Annotated in this window: 17 protein-coding genes; 9 read left to right on the plus strand and 8 right to left on the minus strand. The window is 64.8% G+C overall.

What is annotated here, in order from left to right; all coding sequences use genetic code 11:
• Positions 1-35: 35 nt before the first annotated feature.
• Entirely contained in the window at positions 36-1,121 is a 1,086-nt protein-coding gene (locus QW881_RS16510) for a substrate-binding domain-containing protein (RefSeq protein ID WP_315755729.1), read from the minus strand.
• Between the two features lie 118 nt (positions 1,122-1,239).
• Between QW881_RS16510 and QW881_RS16515 the strand changes: the two genes are divergently transcribed.
• A complete protein-coding gene (locus QW881_RS16515; protein ID WP_315755821.1) occupies positions 1,240-2,727 on the plus strand; it encodes an aldehyde dehydrogenase family protein in 1,488 nt (495 codons plus the stop codon).
• Positions 2,728-3,093: 366 nt separating this feature from the next.
• Entirely contained in the window at positions 3,094-3,516 is a 423-nt protein-coding gene (locus QW881_RS16520; protein ID WP_315755728.1) for a globin family protein, read from the plus strand.
• A gap of 7 nt (positions 3,517-3,523) precedes the next feature.
• On the opposite strand, the gene ppx is transcribed toward QW881_RS16520, so the two are convergent.
• From ppx to QW881_RS16540, 4 genes are all read right to left on the minus strand, one after another.
• Positions 3,524-5,023, minus strand: a complete 1,500-nt coding sequence (ppx, locus tag QW881_RS16525) for an exopolyphosphatase (RefSeq protein ID WP_315755820.1) — start codon at positions 5,021-5,023, stop codon at positions 3,524-3,526.
• Positions 5,024-5,065: 42 nt separating this feature from the next.
• Positions 5,066-7,261: an RNA degradosome polyphosphate kinase gene (locus QW881_RS16530; RefSeq protein WP_316158558.1), complete on the minus strand. Its 2,196-nt coding sequence runs from the start codon at positions 7,259-7,261 to the stop codon at positions 5,066-5,068.
• Between the two features lie 124 nt (positions 7,262-7,385).
• Entirely contained in the window at positions 7,386-8,063 is a 678-nt protein-coding gene (locus QW881_RS16535; RefSeq protein ID WP_315739421.1) for a DnaA ATPase domain-containing protein, read from the minus strand.
• Positions 8,064-8,121: 58 nt separating this feature from the next.
• Entirely contained in the window at positions 8,122-8,676 is a 555-nt protein-coding gene (locus tag QW881_RS16540) for a CDP-alcohol phosphatidyltransferase family protein (RefSeq protein WP_315739423.1), read from the minus strand.
• 155 nt (positions 8,677-8,831) lie between these two features.
• On the opposite strand from QW881_RS16540, the gene purM reads away from it, so the two are divergent.
• Both purM and purN read left to right on the plus strand, forming a co-directional pair.
• Positions 8,832-9,905 carry a phosphoribosylformylglycinamidine cyclo-ligase gene (gene purM / locus QW881_RS16545; RefSeq protein WP_316158557.1) on the plus strand — a complete coding sequence of 358 codons (1,074 nt, stop codon included), beginning with the start codon at positions 8,832-8,834 and terminating at the stop codon, positions 9,903-9,905.
• Positions 9,906-9,918: 13 nt separating this feature from the next.
• On the plus strand, positions 9,919-10,572 hold the full coding sequence (gene purN, locus QW881_RS16550; RefSeq protein WP_316158556.1) for a phosphoribosylglycinamide formyltransferase: 654 nt from the start codon (positions 9,919-9,921) through the stop codon (positions 10,570-10,572).
• A gap of 145 nt (positions 10,573-10,717) precedes the next feature.
• On the opposite strand, the gene QW881_RS16555 is transcribed toward purN, so the two are convergent.
• A complete protein-coding gene (locus QW881_RS16555; RefSeq protein ID WP_315712366.1) occupies positions 10,718-10,927 on the minus strand; it encodes a cold-shock protein in 210 nt (69 codons plus the stop codon).
• A gap of 533 nt (positions 10,928-11,460) precedes the next feature.
• Between QW881_RS16555 and QW881_RS16560 the strand changes: the two genes are divergently transcribed.
• Positions 11,461-12,441 carry an autotransporter outer membrane beta-barrel domain-containing protein gene (locus QW881_RS16560; protein ID WP_410052033.1) on the plus strand — a complete coding sequence of 327 codons (981 nt, stop codon included), beginning with the start codon at positions 11,461-11,463 and terminating at the stop codon, positions 12,439-12,441.
• Between the two features lie 4 nt (positions 12,442-12,445).
• Here QW881_RS16560 and QW881_RS16565 read toward each other — a convergent pair whose 3' ends face one another.
• Positions 12,446-13,489 (minus strand): LysR family transcriptional regulator, encoded by a 1,044-nt coding sequence (locus tag QW881_RS16565; protein WP_316158554.1) that lies wholly within the window; start codon positions 13,487-13,489, stop codon positions 12,446-12,448.
• A 55-nt stretch (positions 13,490-13,544) separates the two neighbouring features.
• Between QW881_RS16565 and QW881_RS16570 the strand changes: the two genes are divergently transcribed.
• Genes QW881_RS16570 through QW881_RS16580 form a run of 3 tightly spaced genes read left to right on the plus strand, consistent with a single transcriptional unit; the run spans position 13,545 to position 15,374 of the window.
• A complete protein-coding gene (locus QW881_RS16570; RefSeq protein WP_316158553.1) occupies positions 13,545-14,186 on the plus strand; it encodes a hypothetical protein in 642 nt (213 codons plus the stop codon).
• A complete protein-coding gene (locus tag QW881_RS16575) occupies positions 14,173-14,796 on the plus strand; it encodes a GNAT family N-acetyltransferase (RefSeq protein ID WP_315739430.1) in 624 nt (207 codons plus the stop codon). The genes QW881_RS16570 and QW881_RS16575 overlap by 14 nt, the downstream gene beginning before the upstream one ends.
• Positions 14,796-15,374, plus strand: coding sequence for an isochorismatase family protein (locus QW881_RS16580; protein ID WP_315755722.1), 579 nt, complete (start codon positions 14,796-14,798; stop codon positions 15,372-15,374). The genes QW881_RS16575 and QW881_RS16580 overlap by 1 nt, the downstream gene beginning before the upstream one ends.
• A gap of 21 nt (positions 15,375-15,395) precedes the next feature.
• Here the strand turns inward: QW881_RS16580 and QW881_RS16585 are convergent, their stop codons facing one another.
• Positions 15,396-15,572, minus strand: a complete 177-nt coding sequence (locus QW881_RS16585) for a hypothetical protein (protein ID WP_315739432.1) — start codon at positions 15,570-15,572, stop codon at positions 15,396-15,398.
• Between the two features lie 28 nt (positions 15,573-15,600).
• Here QW881_RS16585 and QW881_RS16590 point away from each other — a divergent pair, with 28 nt between their 5' ends.
• Entirely contained in the window at positions 15,601-15,768 is a 168-nt protein-coding gene (locus QW881_RS16590) for a hypothetical protein (RefSeq protein WP_315739433.1), read from the plus strand.
• Positions 15,769-15,841: the final 73 nt, after the last annotated feature.

The raw sequence follows: 15,841 nt of genomic DNA on the forward strand, positions 1-15,841 counted from the left end.
GATCGTCAGGAGGCGTCGGGTCCAACCGGGCGGCGTCAGGACTCCGCATCCAGCCGATCGAGGAATTCGCGAACGGTGTGGACCGATCCCGTGGCGGCTGGCTGGTAGCCGGGCAGGGCAGCGACGGCGCGATGGAATTCGTCGCCCTTCATCACCTCGAGCACCCGCCGCATCGGGTCGGTTTCCAGAAACGATTTATGGCAGGCGAAGAAATAGTCCTCGGTGAGGATACGGATGAAGTCGAGTCCGAACTGCCGCGCGGCGGCCTCGACGCCGAAGCAGACGTCGGCCATGCCGCTCGCAACATAGGCGGCGACGGCTGCGTGGGTGAACTCGATCTGCTGCGCGCCATTGATGCGCGCTTCATCGATGCCTTGTGACGCGAGCAACTGATCGAACACCAGGCGGGTGCCGGAATCATGATCGCGATTGACGAAGCGCGCCCTGCCGTCGGCAAGATCGGCCAATGAACGGATCGACAGCGGATTGCCGCGCTTGACCATCAGCCCCATTTCACGGGTCACGAAGCTGATGACGCAGTCCTGCTTGGGATCAAGCCAATCCCTGCAGGCCTGGATGTTCTGGGCACGCAGCTCGCCGCGCGGCAGATGCAGTCCCGACAGGTCGCATTCGCCTTGCGCCAGCGACGCCAGCGAATGCTGGCTGCTGACATAGCGGACATCGACCCCGACGCCTGGCTCGCGATCCAACAGCTCGCGCAGCTTGGCGACGGCAAAGCCGTGGCTGGCGTGAACGCGGATCACGCCGGGATGCGGCTGCAGGAACGGCTTGATCTCGGTCACCAGCTCCTGCGCCAGATTGTCGAGCTGCGGGCCGAGGCGGGCGTGCATGCGCTCACCGGCCCAGACCAGCTTGTCTCCGAACGTGGTGAGCTTCGATCCCTTGCCGCGCTGGGTCTCGACCAGCGGCACGCCGAAGAATTCAGACCACTGCTCGATCAGATTCCAGACGTGACGATAGGACAGATGCGCGTCGCTGGCCGCGCTGGTGATCTTACCCGTCCTCCTGATTTCACTGAGCACGCGGAGCATCACGACGATGCTCTGCGGGCCGTCGTCCTTGTAGAAACGCCAGACAGGTTCGATCGCGATCCGCAACATCAGGGCCCGCTTGTGAAGTCGGCTTCATATGACCGCCGGCCATAGGCAACAGATATCATATTTACGAACAGATATTTGTTCTTACCTTCATTGGTATACAACAAACGGAGGAAATATGATGTCGATTGCATATGATTACGAGCGCGGCTCGAGGACGACGTCTTATCTGACGAAGCCGCTCCAGCTCCTGATCGGCGGCCGGCATGTTCCCTCGGTTTCGGGACGCACCTTCACCTCGCTCAATCCTGCAACCGAGCAGGCGATTGCGACGGTCGCCGAGGGCAATGCCGAGGATGTCGATCTCGCGGTCGCCGCGGCCCGCAAGGCCTTCGAAGGGCCGTGGCGAACGATGCGTGCGGCGGAGCGCGGCGCGATCCTGCTGAAATGGGCGCAGCTGTTGCGCGACTATGCCGACGAGATCATCGAGCTCGAAAGCCTCGATGCCGGCAAGCCCGTGTCGGCGATCCAGCGCCAGGATCTTCCCGCCGCCATCGATACGCTCACTTATTACGCCGGATGGGCCGACAAGATCAGCGGTGAAGTCGTCTCTACGCGCGATGATGCGCTGACCTATACCGTGCGCGAGCCGGTCGGCGTGGTCGCGGCAATCGTGCCGTGGAATTTCCCGCTGATGATCGGGATGTGGAAGCTCGCGCCGGCGCTGGCCTGCGGTTGCACCGTCGTGATGAAGCCCGCCGAGCTGACGTCGCTGTCGGCGCTGCGGATCGGGGAGCTCGCGCTCGAAGCCGGACTGCCGCCCGGTGTTCTCAACATCGTGACCGGCCCCGGGCGCACCGTCGGCGAGGCGCTGGTCAACCACCCCGATGTCGACAAGGTCACGTTCACCGGCTCGCCCGGCGTCGGCCGCGGCATCATGAAGGCGGCGGCCGGCAACTTCAAACGGGTGTCGCTCGAGCTCGGCGGCAAGTCGGCCAACATCATCTTCGACGATGCGAACATCGAGGCCGCCGCGAAGGCTGCGGCCAGCGGCATCTTCTTCAACACCGGGCAGGTGTGCTCGGCCGGATCGCGGGTGCTCGTGCACGAGCGCGTGTATGACGAGGTGGTCGATCGCCTGACTGCGCGGGCGCAGGCGCTGCGGATCGGCGATCCGCTCGATCGCGCCACCTCGCTCGGACCGGTCATCTCCGAACGGCAGATGAAGACGATCCTCGACTATGTCGACATCGGACGCAACGAAGGTGCCACGCTCGTCACCGGCGGCCAGCGCGCGGCCGCCCGCGGCTATTTCGTCAGCCCCGCCGTCTTCGCTGGCGTCACGCACGACATGCGGATCTCGCAGGAGGAGATCTTCGGACCCGTGGTCAGCGTGATCAAGTTCAGGGACGAGGCCGAGGCGCTGCGGATGGCGAACGGCACGGCTTACAGCCTGGCCGCGGGTGTCTGGAGCCGCGACATGGGGCGCGTCCATCGCTTCGCTAAGCGCCTGCGCGCCGGCACCGTGTGGATCAACACCTATGGCTACACCGATGTGCGGCTGCCTTGGGGTGGCGATCGTGACTCCGGACTGGGCCGCGAGCACGGCACGGCCGCGCTGGACAACTTCACGGAGCCGAAGTCCGTCTGGATGAACCTCGCGGTGTGATCCAACCGTCGGTTGACGCGGACCGCCGCCATTCGCATCGGCGGCCGTCTGCGCGATCCAACGGATCAGTCGGCCTTGGCGCCGGTCGGCGGCCGGCGTGTCGGCGTCTCCGATGGCCTGTGAGAAGCGCGATGGCCGTCGTGTTTGTTGCCGTTGCCGTCTCCGATCGCTGAGTCGGTCAGCAATCGTCGCGGCAGGATCGCAAGCCAATCCACAGTGCTGCGGCACGGTGCCGCGCCTTTGACAAGTACCGCGGGGCGTGGTCGTCTGTTTCTTATAATGAACCCGTTCGCGTCGCCGCGACACCACTACGTCGAGCTCCACTGGTCGGGCCCTGATTGGAATTGTTTCGAATTGGACTTGCGCATGTTGACTGCAGATGAGATTGCGCACGTCAAGTCGTCGTTCGACTTGGTATTTGCCAATGCCACACAGATGACGACGACGTTCTATGATCGCGTGTTCGAGCTCTTGCCGGAATGCCGCGCGATGTTTCCAGCCGACATGGACGTGTTGAAGCGCGATTTCATCGCGACGCTCGCGGTGCTCGTCGGCAGCCTCGATCAGATGACCGGACTTCTGTCGAGCACCGACATCCTCGGCCGCAATCATGCGCGCTACGGCGTCAAGCCGGAGTACTATCCGGTGGTCGGGGAGGCGCTGCTGTGGAGCCTCGCCAAGGGGCTTGGTCCGCATTGGAATGATGAGGTGGAGCAGGCCTGGCGCAAGGTCTACGGCATCATCGCCCAGCGGATGATCGCAATTTCGGTCGGCGCTCGGCGGCCCTGATCCGGATCTAGCTGCGCACGATCGAGCCGGAGCGGCCGACGAGACGCGCGAGCTGCTTGAAGCGCCCGCCGACACGATCGGCGACGAGGTCGACCATCTGGTGCTCGAACACCAGCATCAGCTTGCGATCCTGGGTGCGGAAATGCGTTGCGGGCAGCACGCCGGGCCGCGCCGCCGAGATCAGATGCGCGACCCGAAACGCGGTGCCGAGCAGGCGCGCACGATCGATCTGGGCCGGGCTCAGCTGCTCGGTGAGGGCAGGCGCCGCCGCCTCGTCGCGCAGGCCCTCGTAGCGGAAGAACACCGACAGCGCGACGAAGATGCGGCCCTCGTGGTTGATCGAGCCGAAATTGCCGTTCAGAACGATGCCGTAGGTCTGCTCGCCGCGATGGTCCGGATGCATGCGCCAGCCGATGTCGGACAGCAGGCAGGCGGCGTGCCGCAGCCGGCGCTCGTCCTCGGTCTCGCGGATGTGCATCACGCGGAACAGGCGGTCGGTCCAGTCGATCAGCTCGCGGGCATGCTGGGCCGAGCGCGACAACAGCTCGTTGAGGCCCTGCGCCGCGCAGAGCAGCCCGTCCTTGGCGCGCTCGGCGTCGGGAAGCTTGGAGTAGAGCAGGCCCTCGCGCACGCCGAAGGTCGAGAACACGACGGTCGTCGGCCTGGCGACGCGGATGATGTGCTCGAGCACCAGCGCGGCATAGGCAAGCAGCGGGCGCCGCGCCTCGGCGATCGCTTCGATGTCGGCCAGCATGTCGGCGGCGACGAGACGGCGCAGCCGGCGCACGAAGGCCAGCGCATCGGCCGCCGGAATCGCATAGCCGTGCATCACCCCGAGCGGATAGCCGCTCTGGATGATGTGGATGCGCGCCAGCGCGCGCCAAGTGCCGCCGACCGCGTAGAAGGTGCGGTTCTGGCCGGCCAGCAGTTGCGGCAGGTCGGTCAGCGCCTCGCGCGCGATCCGCTCCGCCTTCTTCAGCGATTTCTCGGCGAGATCCTGCAGCGCCAGGCTGCCGAGCGGCAGGGTGACGCCGCTGCGGACCTGGTGCCCGCGCACGTCGATCAGCTCAAGTGAGCCGCCGCCGAGATCACCGACGATGCCGTCGGGCTTGTGGATGCCGGAGATGACACCGAGCGCCGAATAGCGCGCCTCTTCGGGGCCGGTGAGGATCTGGATCGGGGCGCCGCAGATCTTCTCGGCCTTGGCGATGAAATCAGCGCCGTTCGAAGCATCGCGGCAGGCGGCGGTCGCGATGGCATGAACTTGCCCCACCCGCTGCACCTTGCACAACGCGCGGAAGCGCTTCAGCGCGGTCAGCGCCTTGTCGACGGCATCGGCCGCGAGCAGGCCGGTGGTCTGGACCTCGCGACCGAGTCCGCACAGCGCCTTCTCGTTGAACACGGTGACGAGACTGCGTTCCATCGCCTGGTAGACGACGAGACGGACCGAGTTCGAGCCGATGTCGATGACACCGACGCTCGCGGCCCTCGTGCCGGGCCGCTTCACCACGGCATGTCCCGTTGCAGAAGGCCCTGGTGCAGACAGCCCCTATGAAGGAGGGCGTTCATTCCGGCGCGTGAGCCGGCGCGGCGATGATTCCTTGAGCGACTTTCCACGGCCGGACAGACTCGGATTCGTCATGAAGTAATTGTGCAGGTTGAACGGCTCCTCGCCCTTCGCGGCCTTCATACGCGTTGACGACCCATCCGGCAACAATTGCCAGCTCTGCTCGGTGTCCTTGAGGTTCGCGACCATGATCTGTTCCAGAACCTGCTGATGCACGGTAGGGTTCTGAAGCGGGCACAGCACCTCGACGCGGCGGTCGAGATTGCGCGGCATCATGTCGGCCGAGGAGATGTAGACGGCGGCCTTGGCGCTCGGCAGGCCCTGACCCATACCAAAGCAGTAGATGCGGCCATGCTCGAGGAAGCGGCCGATCACCGATTTGACGCGAATGTTCTCCGACAGTCCGGGGAGGCCGGGACGCAGGCAGCAGATGCCGCGCACGATCAGCTCGATCGACACGCCGGCCTGCGAGGCCTCATACAGCGCGTCGATGATGTCGGGATCGACCAGCGAGTTCATCTTCATCCAGATCACGGCGGGCTTGCCCTGGCGGGCGAAGCTGGTCTCGCCGTGGATGTGCTCGATCATGCGCTTGCGAAGCGTGAGCGGCGACACCGCCATCTTCTCGATGTCGATCGGCTCGGCATAGCCGGTGATGTAGTTGAACACCCGCGTCACGTCGCGGCCGATCACCGGGTCGGAGGTGAAGTAGGACAGGTCGGTGTAGATGCGCGCCGTCACCGGGTGATAGTTGCCGGTGCCGGTGTGGACATAGGTCGTTAGGCTGCCGCCCTCGCGGCGTACGACCATCGACAGCTTGGCATGCGTCTTCAGCTCCAGGAAGCCGTAGACCACCTGCACGCCGGCGCGCTCCAGATCGCGGGCCCAGCGGATGTTGGCCTCCTCGTCGAAACGCGCCTTGAGCTCGACCAGCGCCGTCACCGACTTGCCGGCTTCGGCAGCTTCCACCAGCGTGCGCACGATGGGCGAGTTGTTGGAGGTGCGGTACAGCGTTTGCTTGATCGCGACGACGTCCGGGTCGCGCGCCGCCTGCTGCAGGAACTGCACGACGACGTCGAACGACTCGTAAGGGTGATGGACGATCAGGTCCTTCTGCCGGATGGCGGCGAAGATGTCGCCGCCATGGTCGCGGACACGCTCAGGATGGCGCGGCACATAGGGCACGAATTCGAGGTCGGGCCGGTCGACCCGCGTCAGTTGCGACAGCTCGTTCATCGCCAGCACGCCGTCGACCAGGAACACCTCGTCATCGGTGGTCGAGAGCGCATTCTGCACGAAGCGGCGTAGCTCCTCCGGCATGTTGGCCTCGATCTCGAGCCGGATCACCGAGCCGCGACGGCGCCGCTTCAGCGCGGTTTCGAACAGCCGCACCAGGTCTTCGGCCTCTTCCTCGATCTCGATCTCGCTGTCGCGGATGATCCGGAAGGCGCCCTGGCCCTTCACGGTGTAGCCCGGAAACAGCCGGCCGATGAACAGGCCGGTCGCCTGCTCGAGGGTGATCAGGCGGATCACGCCATCCTTGGAGCCGGGGAAGCGGATGAAGCGGTCGATCTTGCCGGGCATTCGGATGAGGGCGTTCATCGGACGCCCGTCGGCGGAGCGGATCAGCTGCAGCGCCACTGTGAAGCCGAGGCTCGGGATGAACGGGAACGGATGCGCCGGATCGATCGCCAGCGGCGTCAGCAGCGGGAAGATGTTGGCGAGGAAGTGATCCTCGATCCAGGCGCGCTCGCTCTTGGTGACGTCCTGGCCGTCGACCAGCACGATGCCGAGCTCGCCGAGAAACTTGCGCAGGTCGCGCCAGATCGCCTGCTGGTCGATCGCGAGCTGTGAGACGGTCTCGTTGATCAGCTTCAACTGCTCGGTGGGTGTCAGCCCATCCGGGCTGCGCTCGGCGATGCCCTCGCGGACCTGGGCGCGGATGCCGGCGACGCGGACCATGAAGAATTCATCAAGGTTGTTGGCGGAAATCGACAGGAAGCGCACCCGCTCCAAGGCGGGATGGCGCGGATTGACCGATTCCTCCAGAACGCGGCGGTTGAAGTGAAGCCAGGACAGTTCCCGGTTGATGAATCGCTCGGGGCTCGAGGCAATCTCGAAGGACGGCGCCGCGACCGGTTCTTTCTCTGAAATTTCAGTAACTTGCTCGGTATCCATCGGAATTCGATCCATATCCATCCAGTCGCGAATGGTCGACCGTAGCCCAATCTGGGTAACCAGGGGATGACGTTGCCGGCACCATTGAGGTTCCGTCACCAACCGCCGTCAAGATAGCCGCCGGTCACAGTGGCCGGAGCAGCTCCGCCGCCAGCGCCCGGGTGACCGGCCGTCCGAGCCGCAGGGACTCGTTGTCCAGCAGCGCGATGGTCTGGCGTGCCGCCGCATAGGAGCGCTCGATGTGGCTTGCGAGATAGCTGACCACGGTCTCGTCGATCGCCAGTTGCCGGTCCGCGGCCAGCTTGACGATCAAGGCGCGGAACAGCTGGTCGTCGGGCGGTAGCAGCGTGACGACCGGGACGGCGCGCAGGCGCGACCTCAGATCGGCCAAGGCGATGGGCAGGGCCGCCGGGGCCTCGCGCGCCGTGATCAGCACGAAAGCCTCGTCCTGGCGGGCCAGGTTCAGCAGGTGAAACAGCGCCCGCTCGTCGAGATCGGTTGCCGTCAGATCCTCCAGCACCAGCGCGCCGGTGGCGAGCGCCCCAGGGACCGCGCTCGCCTCGAGGGCATGCGCGGACAGGGATCGGGCTCCAGCCTGCTCGGCCCAGATCGCGGCGAGGTGGCTCTTGCCGGAGCCGTCGGGGCCGACCAGGAACATGGTCCGCGCCGGCCATTCCGGCCAGGCGTCGACCAGAGCGAGCCCGGCCGCGTTGCCTGGACCTTCGAAGAAATTGTCCCGCGTCAGGCTCTCCGCATGCGGCAGTGCGAAGGCCAGCTGACGAGGGGGGATATGGCCGGCCAAGGTCGAATTGCTCCGTATCGTGGGGTGCGTGAGGTCAGGACGGGCTCTCAGCGGAGGATCACCGGACCTCGATGGTGCTCATGTGGCGCACCCAGTCGACGAGATACAGCCCGACCGACACGAGGGTAAAGACCGTGACCAGCGCCATCAGCACCACATCGTAGGGCTTGGGCTCGAAGCCGAAGCTGAGCGAGGCCAGCACGAGCGCTGCGAATCCCACCTGGGCGACCGTGTTCAGCTTGGACACCATCAATGGCTTCATCGCGACCGGCCGGTCGAACAGCCAGGACACGATCACCGCCGAGACGATCATGATGTCGCGCGAGACCACCAGGATGACAATCCAGCGCGGGATCGCGCCCCAGATGCCAAGCGTGACGAAGATCGAGACCAGCAGCGCCTTGTCGGCGAGGGGATCGAGCAGGGCTCCCAGTTCGGACCGCAGGTTGAAGCGCTTGGCCAGGAAGCCGTCCACGGCGTCGCTCACCCCCGCGACCACGAAGACCAGAAACGCGATCTCCATCTCGCCGGCCGCAATGGCCCAGACGACGATCGGAACCAGCAGGATTCGACCGAGCGTGATCAGATTGGGGATACTGTGGGGAATGGTCACGCAGCGGGTCCCGACGACAACGATCAAAAGACAACCCGATTCCGAAACAAGGCGAACCGGTACGGTTCCTAGATAGTATGGGGACGAGCCCCTTGCGAGCCATTGCGCGCGGCCGGATTCCGACGTAACCAGCGGCCAGATTAGGGGTTTTTACCATGACCGAGCGCAAGAACGGGCTCACTTATGCAGATTCGGGCGTCGATATCGATGCCGGAAACCGTCTGGTCGATCTGATCAAGCCCATGGTGCGCGCAACCGCCCGCGCCGGCGCGGATGCCGAGATCGGTGGCTTTGGCGGCCTGTTCGACCTCAAGGCCGCCGGATTCAAGGATCCGGTGCTCGTCGCCGCGACCGACGGCGTCGGCACCAAGGTGAAGATCGCGATCGAGACCGGGCTGCATGGCGGCATCGGCATCGACCTGGTCGCCATGTCGGTCAACGATCTCGTCGTGCAGGGCGCCGAGCCGCTGTTCTTCCTCGACTACTTTGCCTGCGGCAAGCTCGACCCGGAGGCGACGGCTTCGATCGTCGCCGGCGTCGCCGAAGGTTGCCGGGAATCCGGCTGCGCGCTGATCGGCGGTGAGACCGCGGAAATGCCGGGCCTCTACAAGGACGGCGACTACGATCTTGCCGGTTTCGCGGTCGGCGCCGCCGAGCGCGGCACGCTGCTGCCGTCGCCGGACATCGCGGCCGGCGACGTGGTCCTCGGCCTCGCTTCATCCGGCGTGCATTCCAACGGCTACTCCCTGGTGCGCAAGATCGTCGCCCAGTCCGGCCTCGGCTTCGATGCGCCGGCACCGTTCGCGCCGGTCCTGACTCTCGGCGCGGCGCTGCTGACGCCGACCCGGCTCTATGTGAAGTCGTGCCTTCGCGCCATCCGCGAGACCGGTGCGGTCAAGGGGCTCGCGCACATCACGGGCGGCGGCTTCACCGACAACATTCCGCGCGTGCTGCCGAAGCATCTCGGCGTCTCGATTGATCTGACGGGCCTGCCGGTGCTGCCGGTCTTCAAATGGCTGGCGGAGCAGGGCGGCATTGCCGAGCGCGAGCTCTTGCGCACCTTCAATTGCGGGATCGGCATGATCGCGATCGTCAAGGCCGAGGCCGTCGAGGCCGTCATCGAGGTGTTCACCGCCAATGGCGAGCACGTCGCCCGGCTCGGCGAGGTCGTTGCTGCGACAGGCGACGAGCGGGTGATCTACACCGGCGCCCTCGATCTGGCTCTGTGAGACGAGTGAGCCGATGAAGCGCCGCGTCGCCATCCTGATCTCGGGCCGTGGGTCGAACATGGCCGCGCTGATCCACGCGGCGGCGCAGCCGGATTTTCCGGCCGAGGTCGCCATCGTGATCTCCAACCGAGCCGATGCGGCCGGACTGCAGAAAGCGCAGGAGAGCGGCGTCGCGATCGAAATCATCGAGAGCAAGCCGTTCGGCAAGGACCGCGCAGGGTTCGAAGCCAGACTGCAGCAGGCGCTCGATGCACGCGGCATCGAGATCATCTGCCTGGCCGGTTTCATGCGCCTGTTCACGGCGGAGTTCGTGCAGCGCTGGTACGGAAGGATGCTCAACATTCATCCGTCGCTGCTGCCATCGTTCCCCGGCCTCGATCCGCACGGCCAGGCGCTGCGTGCCGGCGTCAAGCTGTCAGGCGCCACCGTGCATTTCGTCATTCCGGAGACGGATGCAGGTCCGATCGTGATGCAGGGCGCGGTCGTGGTCAGGGACGACGATACGCCGGACACGCTGTCGACGCGCATTCTTGGCGTCGAGCATCGCATCTATCCCGAGGCGCTGAAGCTGCTGGCCAAGGGCCTGGTGCAGCTCGAAGGCGATCTCTGCCGGACGTCGTCGGTGGTGCAGGCCGATGACGCGCTGATCTGGCCCGTCGTCCGTTAGCTTGCGCCGGACGAAAAAAATCCCCGGCGGGGCCGGGGTACATCAAGGTTGACGAAGTCTGATCATCCGCGGCGAGCGAGCGTGACGCGGAGCTCGTGAGTTGGCTTGCGAACGCGCGCTGTGGCGCCCTCCGCCGGGACGATGCTCACGAGAGCTTCAGGTTCTCTGCCGACGTCTTGCCGCGGCTCTCCACCAGATCATATTCGATCGTCTGGTTCTCGTTGAGCGTGGTCAGTCCAGCACGCTCCACGGCCGAGATATGGACGAACACGTCCTTGTCTCCGCCAGCCGGTTTGATGAAGCCATATCCCTTGGTCGGGTTGAACCACTTCACGCTGCCCTTGTAGGTCGGCATCGCTGTCTCCTCGTCTAGACAAAAAAAAGACGCGGCCACGCCCACGCGTGCCACGCCACAAACGGGCTTCCGGGGATCTGCTCAATTTCCGAAGTCGCGAAACGCACAGTCGAACGGCCAATCCGATTGTACTGAAGATTGCAACACGATTTTCCGCCGATATCAAGTTTGGCGGACCGATGAGAACGCGTCGCGACGTCGCGTCACCGGCTGCTGCTGCAACTGCGTGGCTTGTGGCGCTGGAACCACAAATCCTTGCGGTGCAGCCGCGGCATGGTCAATCTCATTGACCGTGATCGGGAACTGCGGACAAATCGACGCGGCAATATTGAGGCGAATTCGAGCGGGCGGCGAACGGGGCATCGATGCGCGGGGCATCTCAGGCCAAGCGGGGCAGGCGACAGTGCACCCGTGTACCCGGGGCGGCGCTGCTGGCCATCGTCGCCTTCGGTATGGCCGTCGCGTCTTCGCCGTGCGCCGCGCAGGCCAGCCTGCCGAGCATAGCCGCTAGCCCGACACCAACGCCGAGCCCATTGCCCAGTCCTGCACCCGGCGCGATCAGTTCCGAACGCTCGTCCGGCCAAGCCGTGCTCGATCTCGGCTCGAGCTTCCTCGAACGGCTCGGCACCCAGGCCACGCAGGGCGTCACCCGGCTGCAGCGGAGCAATCCGGGGGGCGGTGGTGCGCCGGAGGCTTCGGGACAGCCTCGGTTCCGGACTTGGGGCGAGACGTATGGCGTGACGGTCCGCAGCAATGCGCAAGGCGACTTCGTCGGCGACAAGAGGACGACTTGGGGCGGGGTCGCCGGTATCGGCATGCGCCTCGTGCCGGGCGTGAACGTCGGACTATCCGTTGACCAGAGCCGGACCAGGGTCGATGTGCCGCTGGCGCTGCAATCGGCGACGCTCGATGTCACACAGTTCGGGTTCAACGCCTCGGTCGACCAGGGACCCTGGACCTGGGCGATCGCGATCGTCCATGGCTTCGGCGGGATCAATGCGCGGCGCGACACCAGCCTCGGTGCGGCGACGTCAGTCTACGGCGCCCACATCACGGGCGTGCTGAGCGAGCTCGACTACTACTGGAGCATCGGTGAGAGCCGGATCGTTCCGAAGCTCGCCTTCGAATACACCCGCGCCACGACCGCGGCATTCCAGGAATCGGGCGGGCTCGATCCGCTGTCGGTCAGCGGCACGTCGCTGGAGCGCGCCCGCGTTCTCGTCGGCGCCGAATTCGGCCACTACTTCATCGTCGACGGCAGGGTCCTCGACGTCTCGGCCTATGGCAAGCTCGTCGACAATTTCAGCCAGAATCTCGGCGCGGTGACCGTGAGCCTCGGTCCGCAGAGCATCACGCTGCAGGGCCTTGGCGAGGGCCGTTACGGCGCCGACGCCGGCGCGGCACTGTCGCTATCCCTGAACCGAACGTCACGCCTCTATCTGAACTACGATGCGAAGCTGCGTTCGGCGCTGCAGTCGCATCAGGGGACGCTCGGCGTCGAGTTGAAGTGGTAGGTCGTCAGACCGGTTTCGGCGCGACGTAGCCGCCGAAGCCGACGACATCCCGCGCGGACGCCATCAGAGGCACGAGCTCCAGCGGATGGATGAACTCGTCCCGGAAGCAGGCATGGACCTTCGGATCGAAGATGCGCTTCAGCCAGTCGATGACGACCTTGTGCCGGTCGGAGTTGCGAAACTCCTTGTGATAAGTCAGCCACAGATCCATGTGGTAGTTGATGCCGAGATCGACCGGAACGAGCGGCGCCCCGAGCGCGACCGCCGATGTCGGCAGGAAGCCGATGCCGGCGCCGCGCTCGACCGCGTAGAGCACGGCAACGCTGGAATTGGTGGAGATGCCGACGATGCCCTCGAGCGACTCCAAGCCGAGGATGCGCGCATAGCCCGTCTCGTCGAGCTGCATGCCGTGCTGCTTGATGATGCGGTGGTTCTTGAGATCCGCCAGCGATGTCGGCAATCCATGCGCGTCGCGATAGGCTTCCGACACGAAGCCGTAGATGTGCAGACGGCCGAGCTTCACAACGATCACGTCGGGGTTGGTCGGCCGTTCGAACTGGATCGAGATGTCAGCCTCCAGCCGCGACACGTCGGCCTGCTGCATCGCGCAGCTCAGATCGACCGTGATCCTGCGATAGGTCTTCTGGAAATCGATCAGTCGCGGCAGGATCCAGAAATTGCCGGGGCCTTCGGTCACGGCGACGCGCACCGACCCCTGAGTGTCGGTCGACAGCGAGGCGCGCCGGAAGATGTTGAAGCTCAGCCGCTCCATCTGCTCGACGTCGAACAGCAACGATCGTCCCTCGTCGCTGAGCGACAGGCCGGATTGATCACGGATGAAGAGCTTGAATCCGAGCTCGTCCTCGAGCCGGTCGATCTTGCGCATCAGGGTTGTGCCGGTCAGTCCGAGAACATCCGCCGCGTTTCGGAAGCTGCGGTGACGCGTACAAAGCAGAAATGCTCTCAAATCCTCCCATGAAGGGTTAAGCGTTTCGTCAGACTTCCTGTGCTGCGTGGATGCAGCACCCCGATGCAAATGTTGCCGCATACACTCCAGCCCCGACAAGTATGATGACGTTATCAAAGCCAAGCTGGAAACATAGATGCAGAACCTGCACCGCGGAAGCACAGAATTCACGCTGCGACATCAGCTCGACGCGCTGCCGCGGACGGATCGGGTCACGGCTCAGGCGGTCACGCTCGATCGGCTCGGCGAGCTCGCGGCGCTCGCACGCCGGGAAATACCGGGCGTTCGTGCCTCGGAACACGAACTTGCGGAGTTCTTGCGGCACGATTCGGACTCGATCTTCGCGCTCTACCGCGGCAGGAACTTGCTCGGCGGCATCGCCTTCCTCTATCTCAACTGCTCAGGCCTCGATGCGTTGCTCCTGGATGAGTTCAATTTGAATGATCCGCCGCGCAGATTTCTGGCGCGGCCGGACGAAGACGTAGCTGCCATCTATGTCTGGGCGCTCGTCGCGCAAGGGCGAGGAGCTATCGGCCTCGGCAACGTCGCGCAGGCGCTGCGAGGCGCGAGATTTCGCGCCGCCGATTACTACGCACAACCGTCGAGTCCGGAAGGGCGCGCGTTTCTCGGCGCACTCGGCTTCACGCCGGTTCCAAGCTTTCAGCCCGATCTCTGGTGGTATCAGCGGCCGTGGAACCGGCTGCCCGAGATGATCGCGCCTTCGATCCAGTCGATGAAGAGTTTCGGACAAGGGAGCATTGCGGATGCAAAGCATTAGTTCGGCCAGGGCGGCAAAGACAAATCCGCGCGCGATCACGGTGCGCATCGCGCGTGATCCGAATGACCTCATGCTCGTCACGGCGATCCGCTCGGCGGTCTACCTGACCGAGCAGGATTGTCCGATGGAAGAGGAGTTCGACGGCAACGATCTGGTTGCAGCCCACTTCCTCGGTTTCGTCGGCAACGAGCCGGCTGGATGCGTGCGCGTGCGCTTCTTCGGCGACTTCGCCAAGGTCGAGCGGCTCGCGGTGCGCCATCAGTACCGGCGCTCGCGACTGTCGTTCAAGCTGGTTCGCGAGGCGCTCGACTATTGCAGGCGCAAGGGCTTCAAGAAGGCCTATGGCCACGCGCAGGATCGTCTCGTCGATTTCTGGGCGCATTTCGGCGCCAAGCCGCTCGGCCATAATCGCAAGCTCACATTCTCGGATTTCTCATACACTGAGATGGTGCTGGACCTCGAGCCGTGCGACGATGCGATCACGCTCGACAGCGATCCCTACATGATCATTCGTCCGGAAGGGGACTGGGACCGGCCGGGCGTGCTCGATCTCTCGGCCGGCCGGCCGGCGTCCTCGCCCTTGCGCGACTTCGCCGCAGCGAGACAGTGATGTCGAGCCGAGATCTGTTCGGTGCCACCGAGGTGGATCCGCCGGTTCTCGTCTGCGCCGATCTGCAATGCGAATATCTCGCCGAGGGACGCAGGCATCTGATCGCCGATGGCGACGTCGTCACGGCGCGGTGCCGGCAATTGATCGCGCTCTGGCGCGACAACCTGTGGCCGGTCGTCCATCTCAAGCGGATCGCACAGGCGGCCTGGTTCAACCCGGCCTCCAACCTGACGAACTGGCTTCCGGACTTCAAGCCGACCCCGGGGGAGCTTGCGTTCGAGCATCCACTGCCGTCGGCCTATAGCTCGGCTCGGTTCGCCGAGTACATGGCGAACATGCGCAGCATGCGCTGCGTGCTGCTCGGCTTCTCGCTGGACGAGACGATTCTCTCGACGGTGGTGGACGGTTTTCACCGCAGCCACCGCTATCAGGTGATCGGAGACGCCGTCGCATGCCGGCTGGCTTGCGCCGGCGACGCTGCGTTGTACAAGCTGGTTGTAACCAAGGTGATTGGCAATTTTGCCGGCGTCCTCGACAGTGCCGAGCTTATCGGCGCCGGCGGCCGGCTCGCGGTGTGACCGCGGCGGATATTGGCGGTATCATCCTGAGGCGAGTCGTTCGGCCAGATCGATAATCATACGGCGATCGGCCGGATCGCTGATCTTGTTGAATGCGACGACGAGGCGAAGGGCCTCGACGACGTGCAGGTCGACCGGATTCTCGCTGAGCAGCCGCAGCAGCTTCTGTTCCGGCGGTTCGCAATCGTCTTTGCTCACGCGGCAGCTCCAGGACCGAGACCACGACATGACCCGAGAGGAAGAGCTCAAAGAGCTGGCGAGCAGCCTCCAGGCGGCCATCGCGAAAGCGCGCCAGCTCAATCTGCCGACCAGCGCCTACATTCTTTCGATGGCTCTGGTTGAGGTGTCTCAGACAATCGAGGCGGAGTTGAGGGGGCAGACCAGCGCCGAATGATGGGCAGTATTATGGGCGGCCGTGCCGCCTGCTGCAATCAACTGGGCAAACTCCGGAAGACGTAGCCGGCCGT

The sequence above is a fragment of the Bradyrhizobium sp. SZCCHNS3016 genome (genome assembly GCF_032484535.1).
Taxonomy (GTDB): Bacteria; Pseudomonadota; Alphaproteobacteria; order Rhizobiales; family Xanthobacteraceae; genus Bradyrhizobium.

Bases quoted from the DNA above. Each gene is read 5' to 3' on its own strand.
- QW881_RS16510 (WP_315755729.1), bottom strand. From the start codon at position 1,121: ATGTTGCGGATCGCGATCGAACCTGTCTGGCGTTTCTACAAGGACGAC.
- QW881_RS16515 (WP_315755821.1), top strand. From the start codon at position 1,240: ATGTCGATTGCATATGATTACGAGCGCGGCTCGAGGACGACGTCTTAT.
- QW881_RS16520 (WP_315755728.1), top strand. From the start codon at position 3,094: ATGTTGACTGCAGATGAGATTGCGCACGTCAAGTCGTCGTTCGACTTG.
- QW881_RS16530 (WP_316158558.1), bottom strand. From the start codon at position 7,261: ATGGATACCGAGCAAGTTACTGAAATTTCAGAGAAAGAACCGGTCGCG.
- purM (WP_316158557.1), top strand. From the start codon at position 8,832: ATGACCGAGCGCAAGAACGGGCTCACTTATGCAGATTCGGGCGTCGAT.
- purN (WP_316158556.1), top strand. From the start codon at position 9,919: ATGAAGCGCCGCGTCGCCATCCTGATCTCGGGCCGTGGGTCGAACATG.
- QW881_RS16555 (WP_315712366.1), bottom strand. From the start codon at position 10,927: ATGCCGACCTACAAGGGCAGCGTGAAGTGGTTCAACCCGACCAAGGGA.
- QW881_RS16565 (WP_316158554.1), bottom strand. From the start codon at position 13,489: ATGCGGCAACATTTGCATCGGGGTGCTGCATCCACGCAGCACAGGAAG.
- QW881_RS16570 (WP_316158553.1), top strand. From the start codon at position 13,545: ATGCAGAACCTGCACCGCGGAAGCACAGAATTCACGCTGCGACATCAG.
- QW881_RS16575 (WP_315739430.1), top strand. From the start codon at position 14,173: ATGCAAAGCATTAGTTCGGCCAGGGCGGCAAAGACAAATCCGCGCGCG.
- QW881_RS16580 (WP_315755722.1), top strand. From the start codon at position 14,796: ATGTCGAGCCGAGATCTGTTCGGTGCCACCGAGGTGGATCCGCCGGTT.
- QW881_RS16590 (WP_315739433.1), top strand. From the start codon at position 15,601: ATGACCCGAGAGGAAGAGCTCAAAGAGCTGGCGAGCAGCCTCCAGGCG.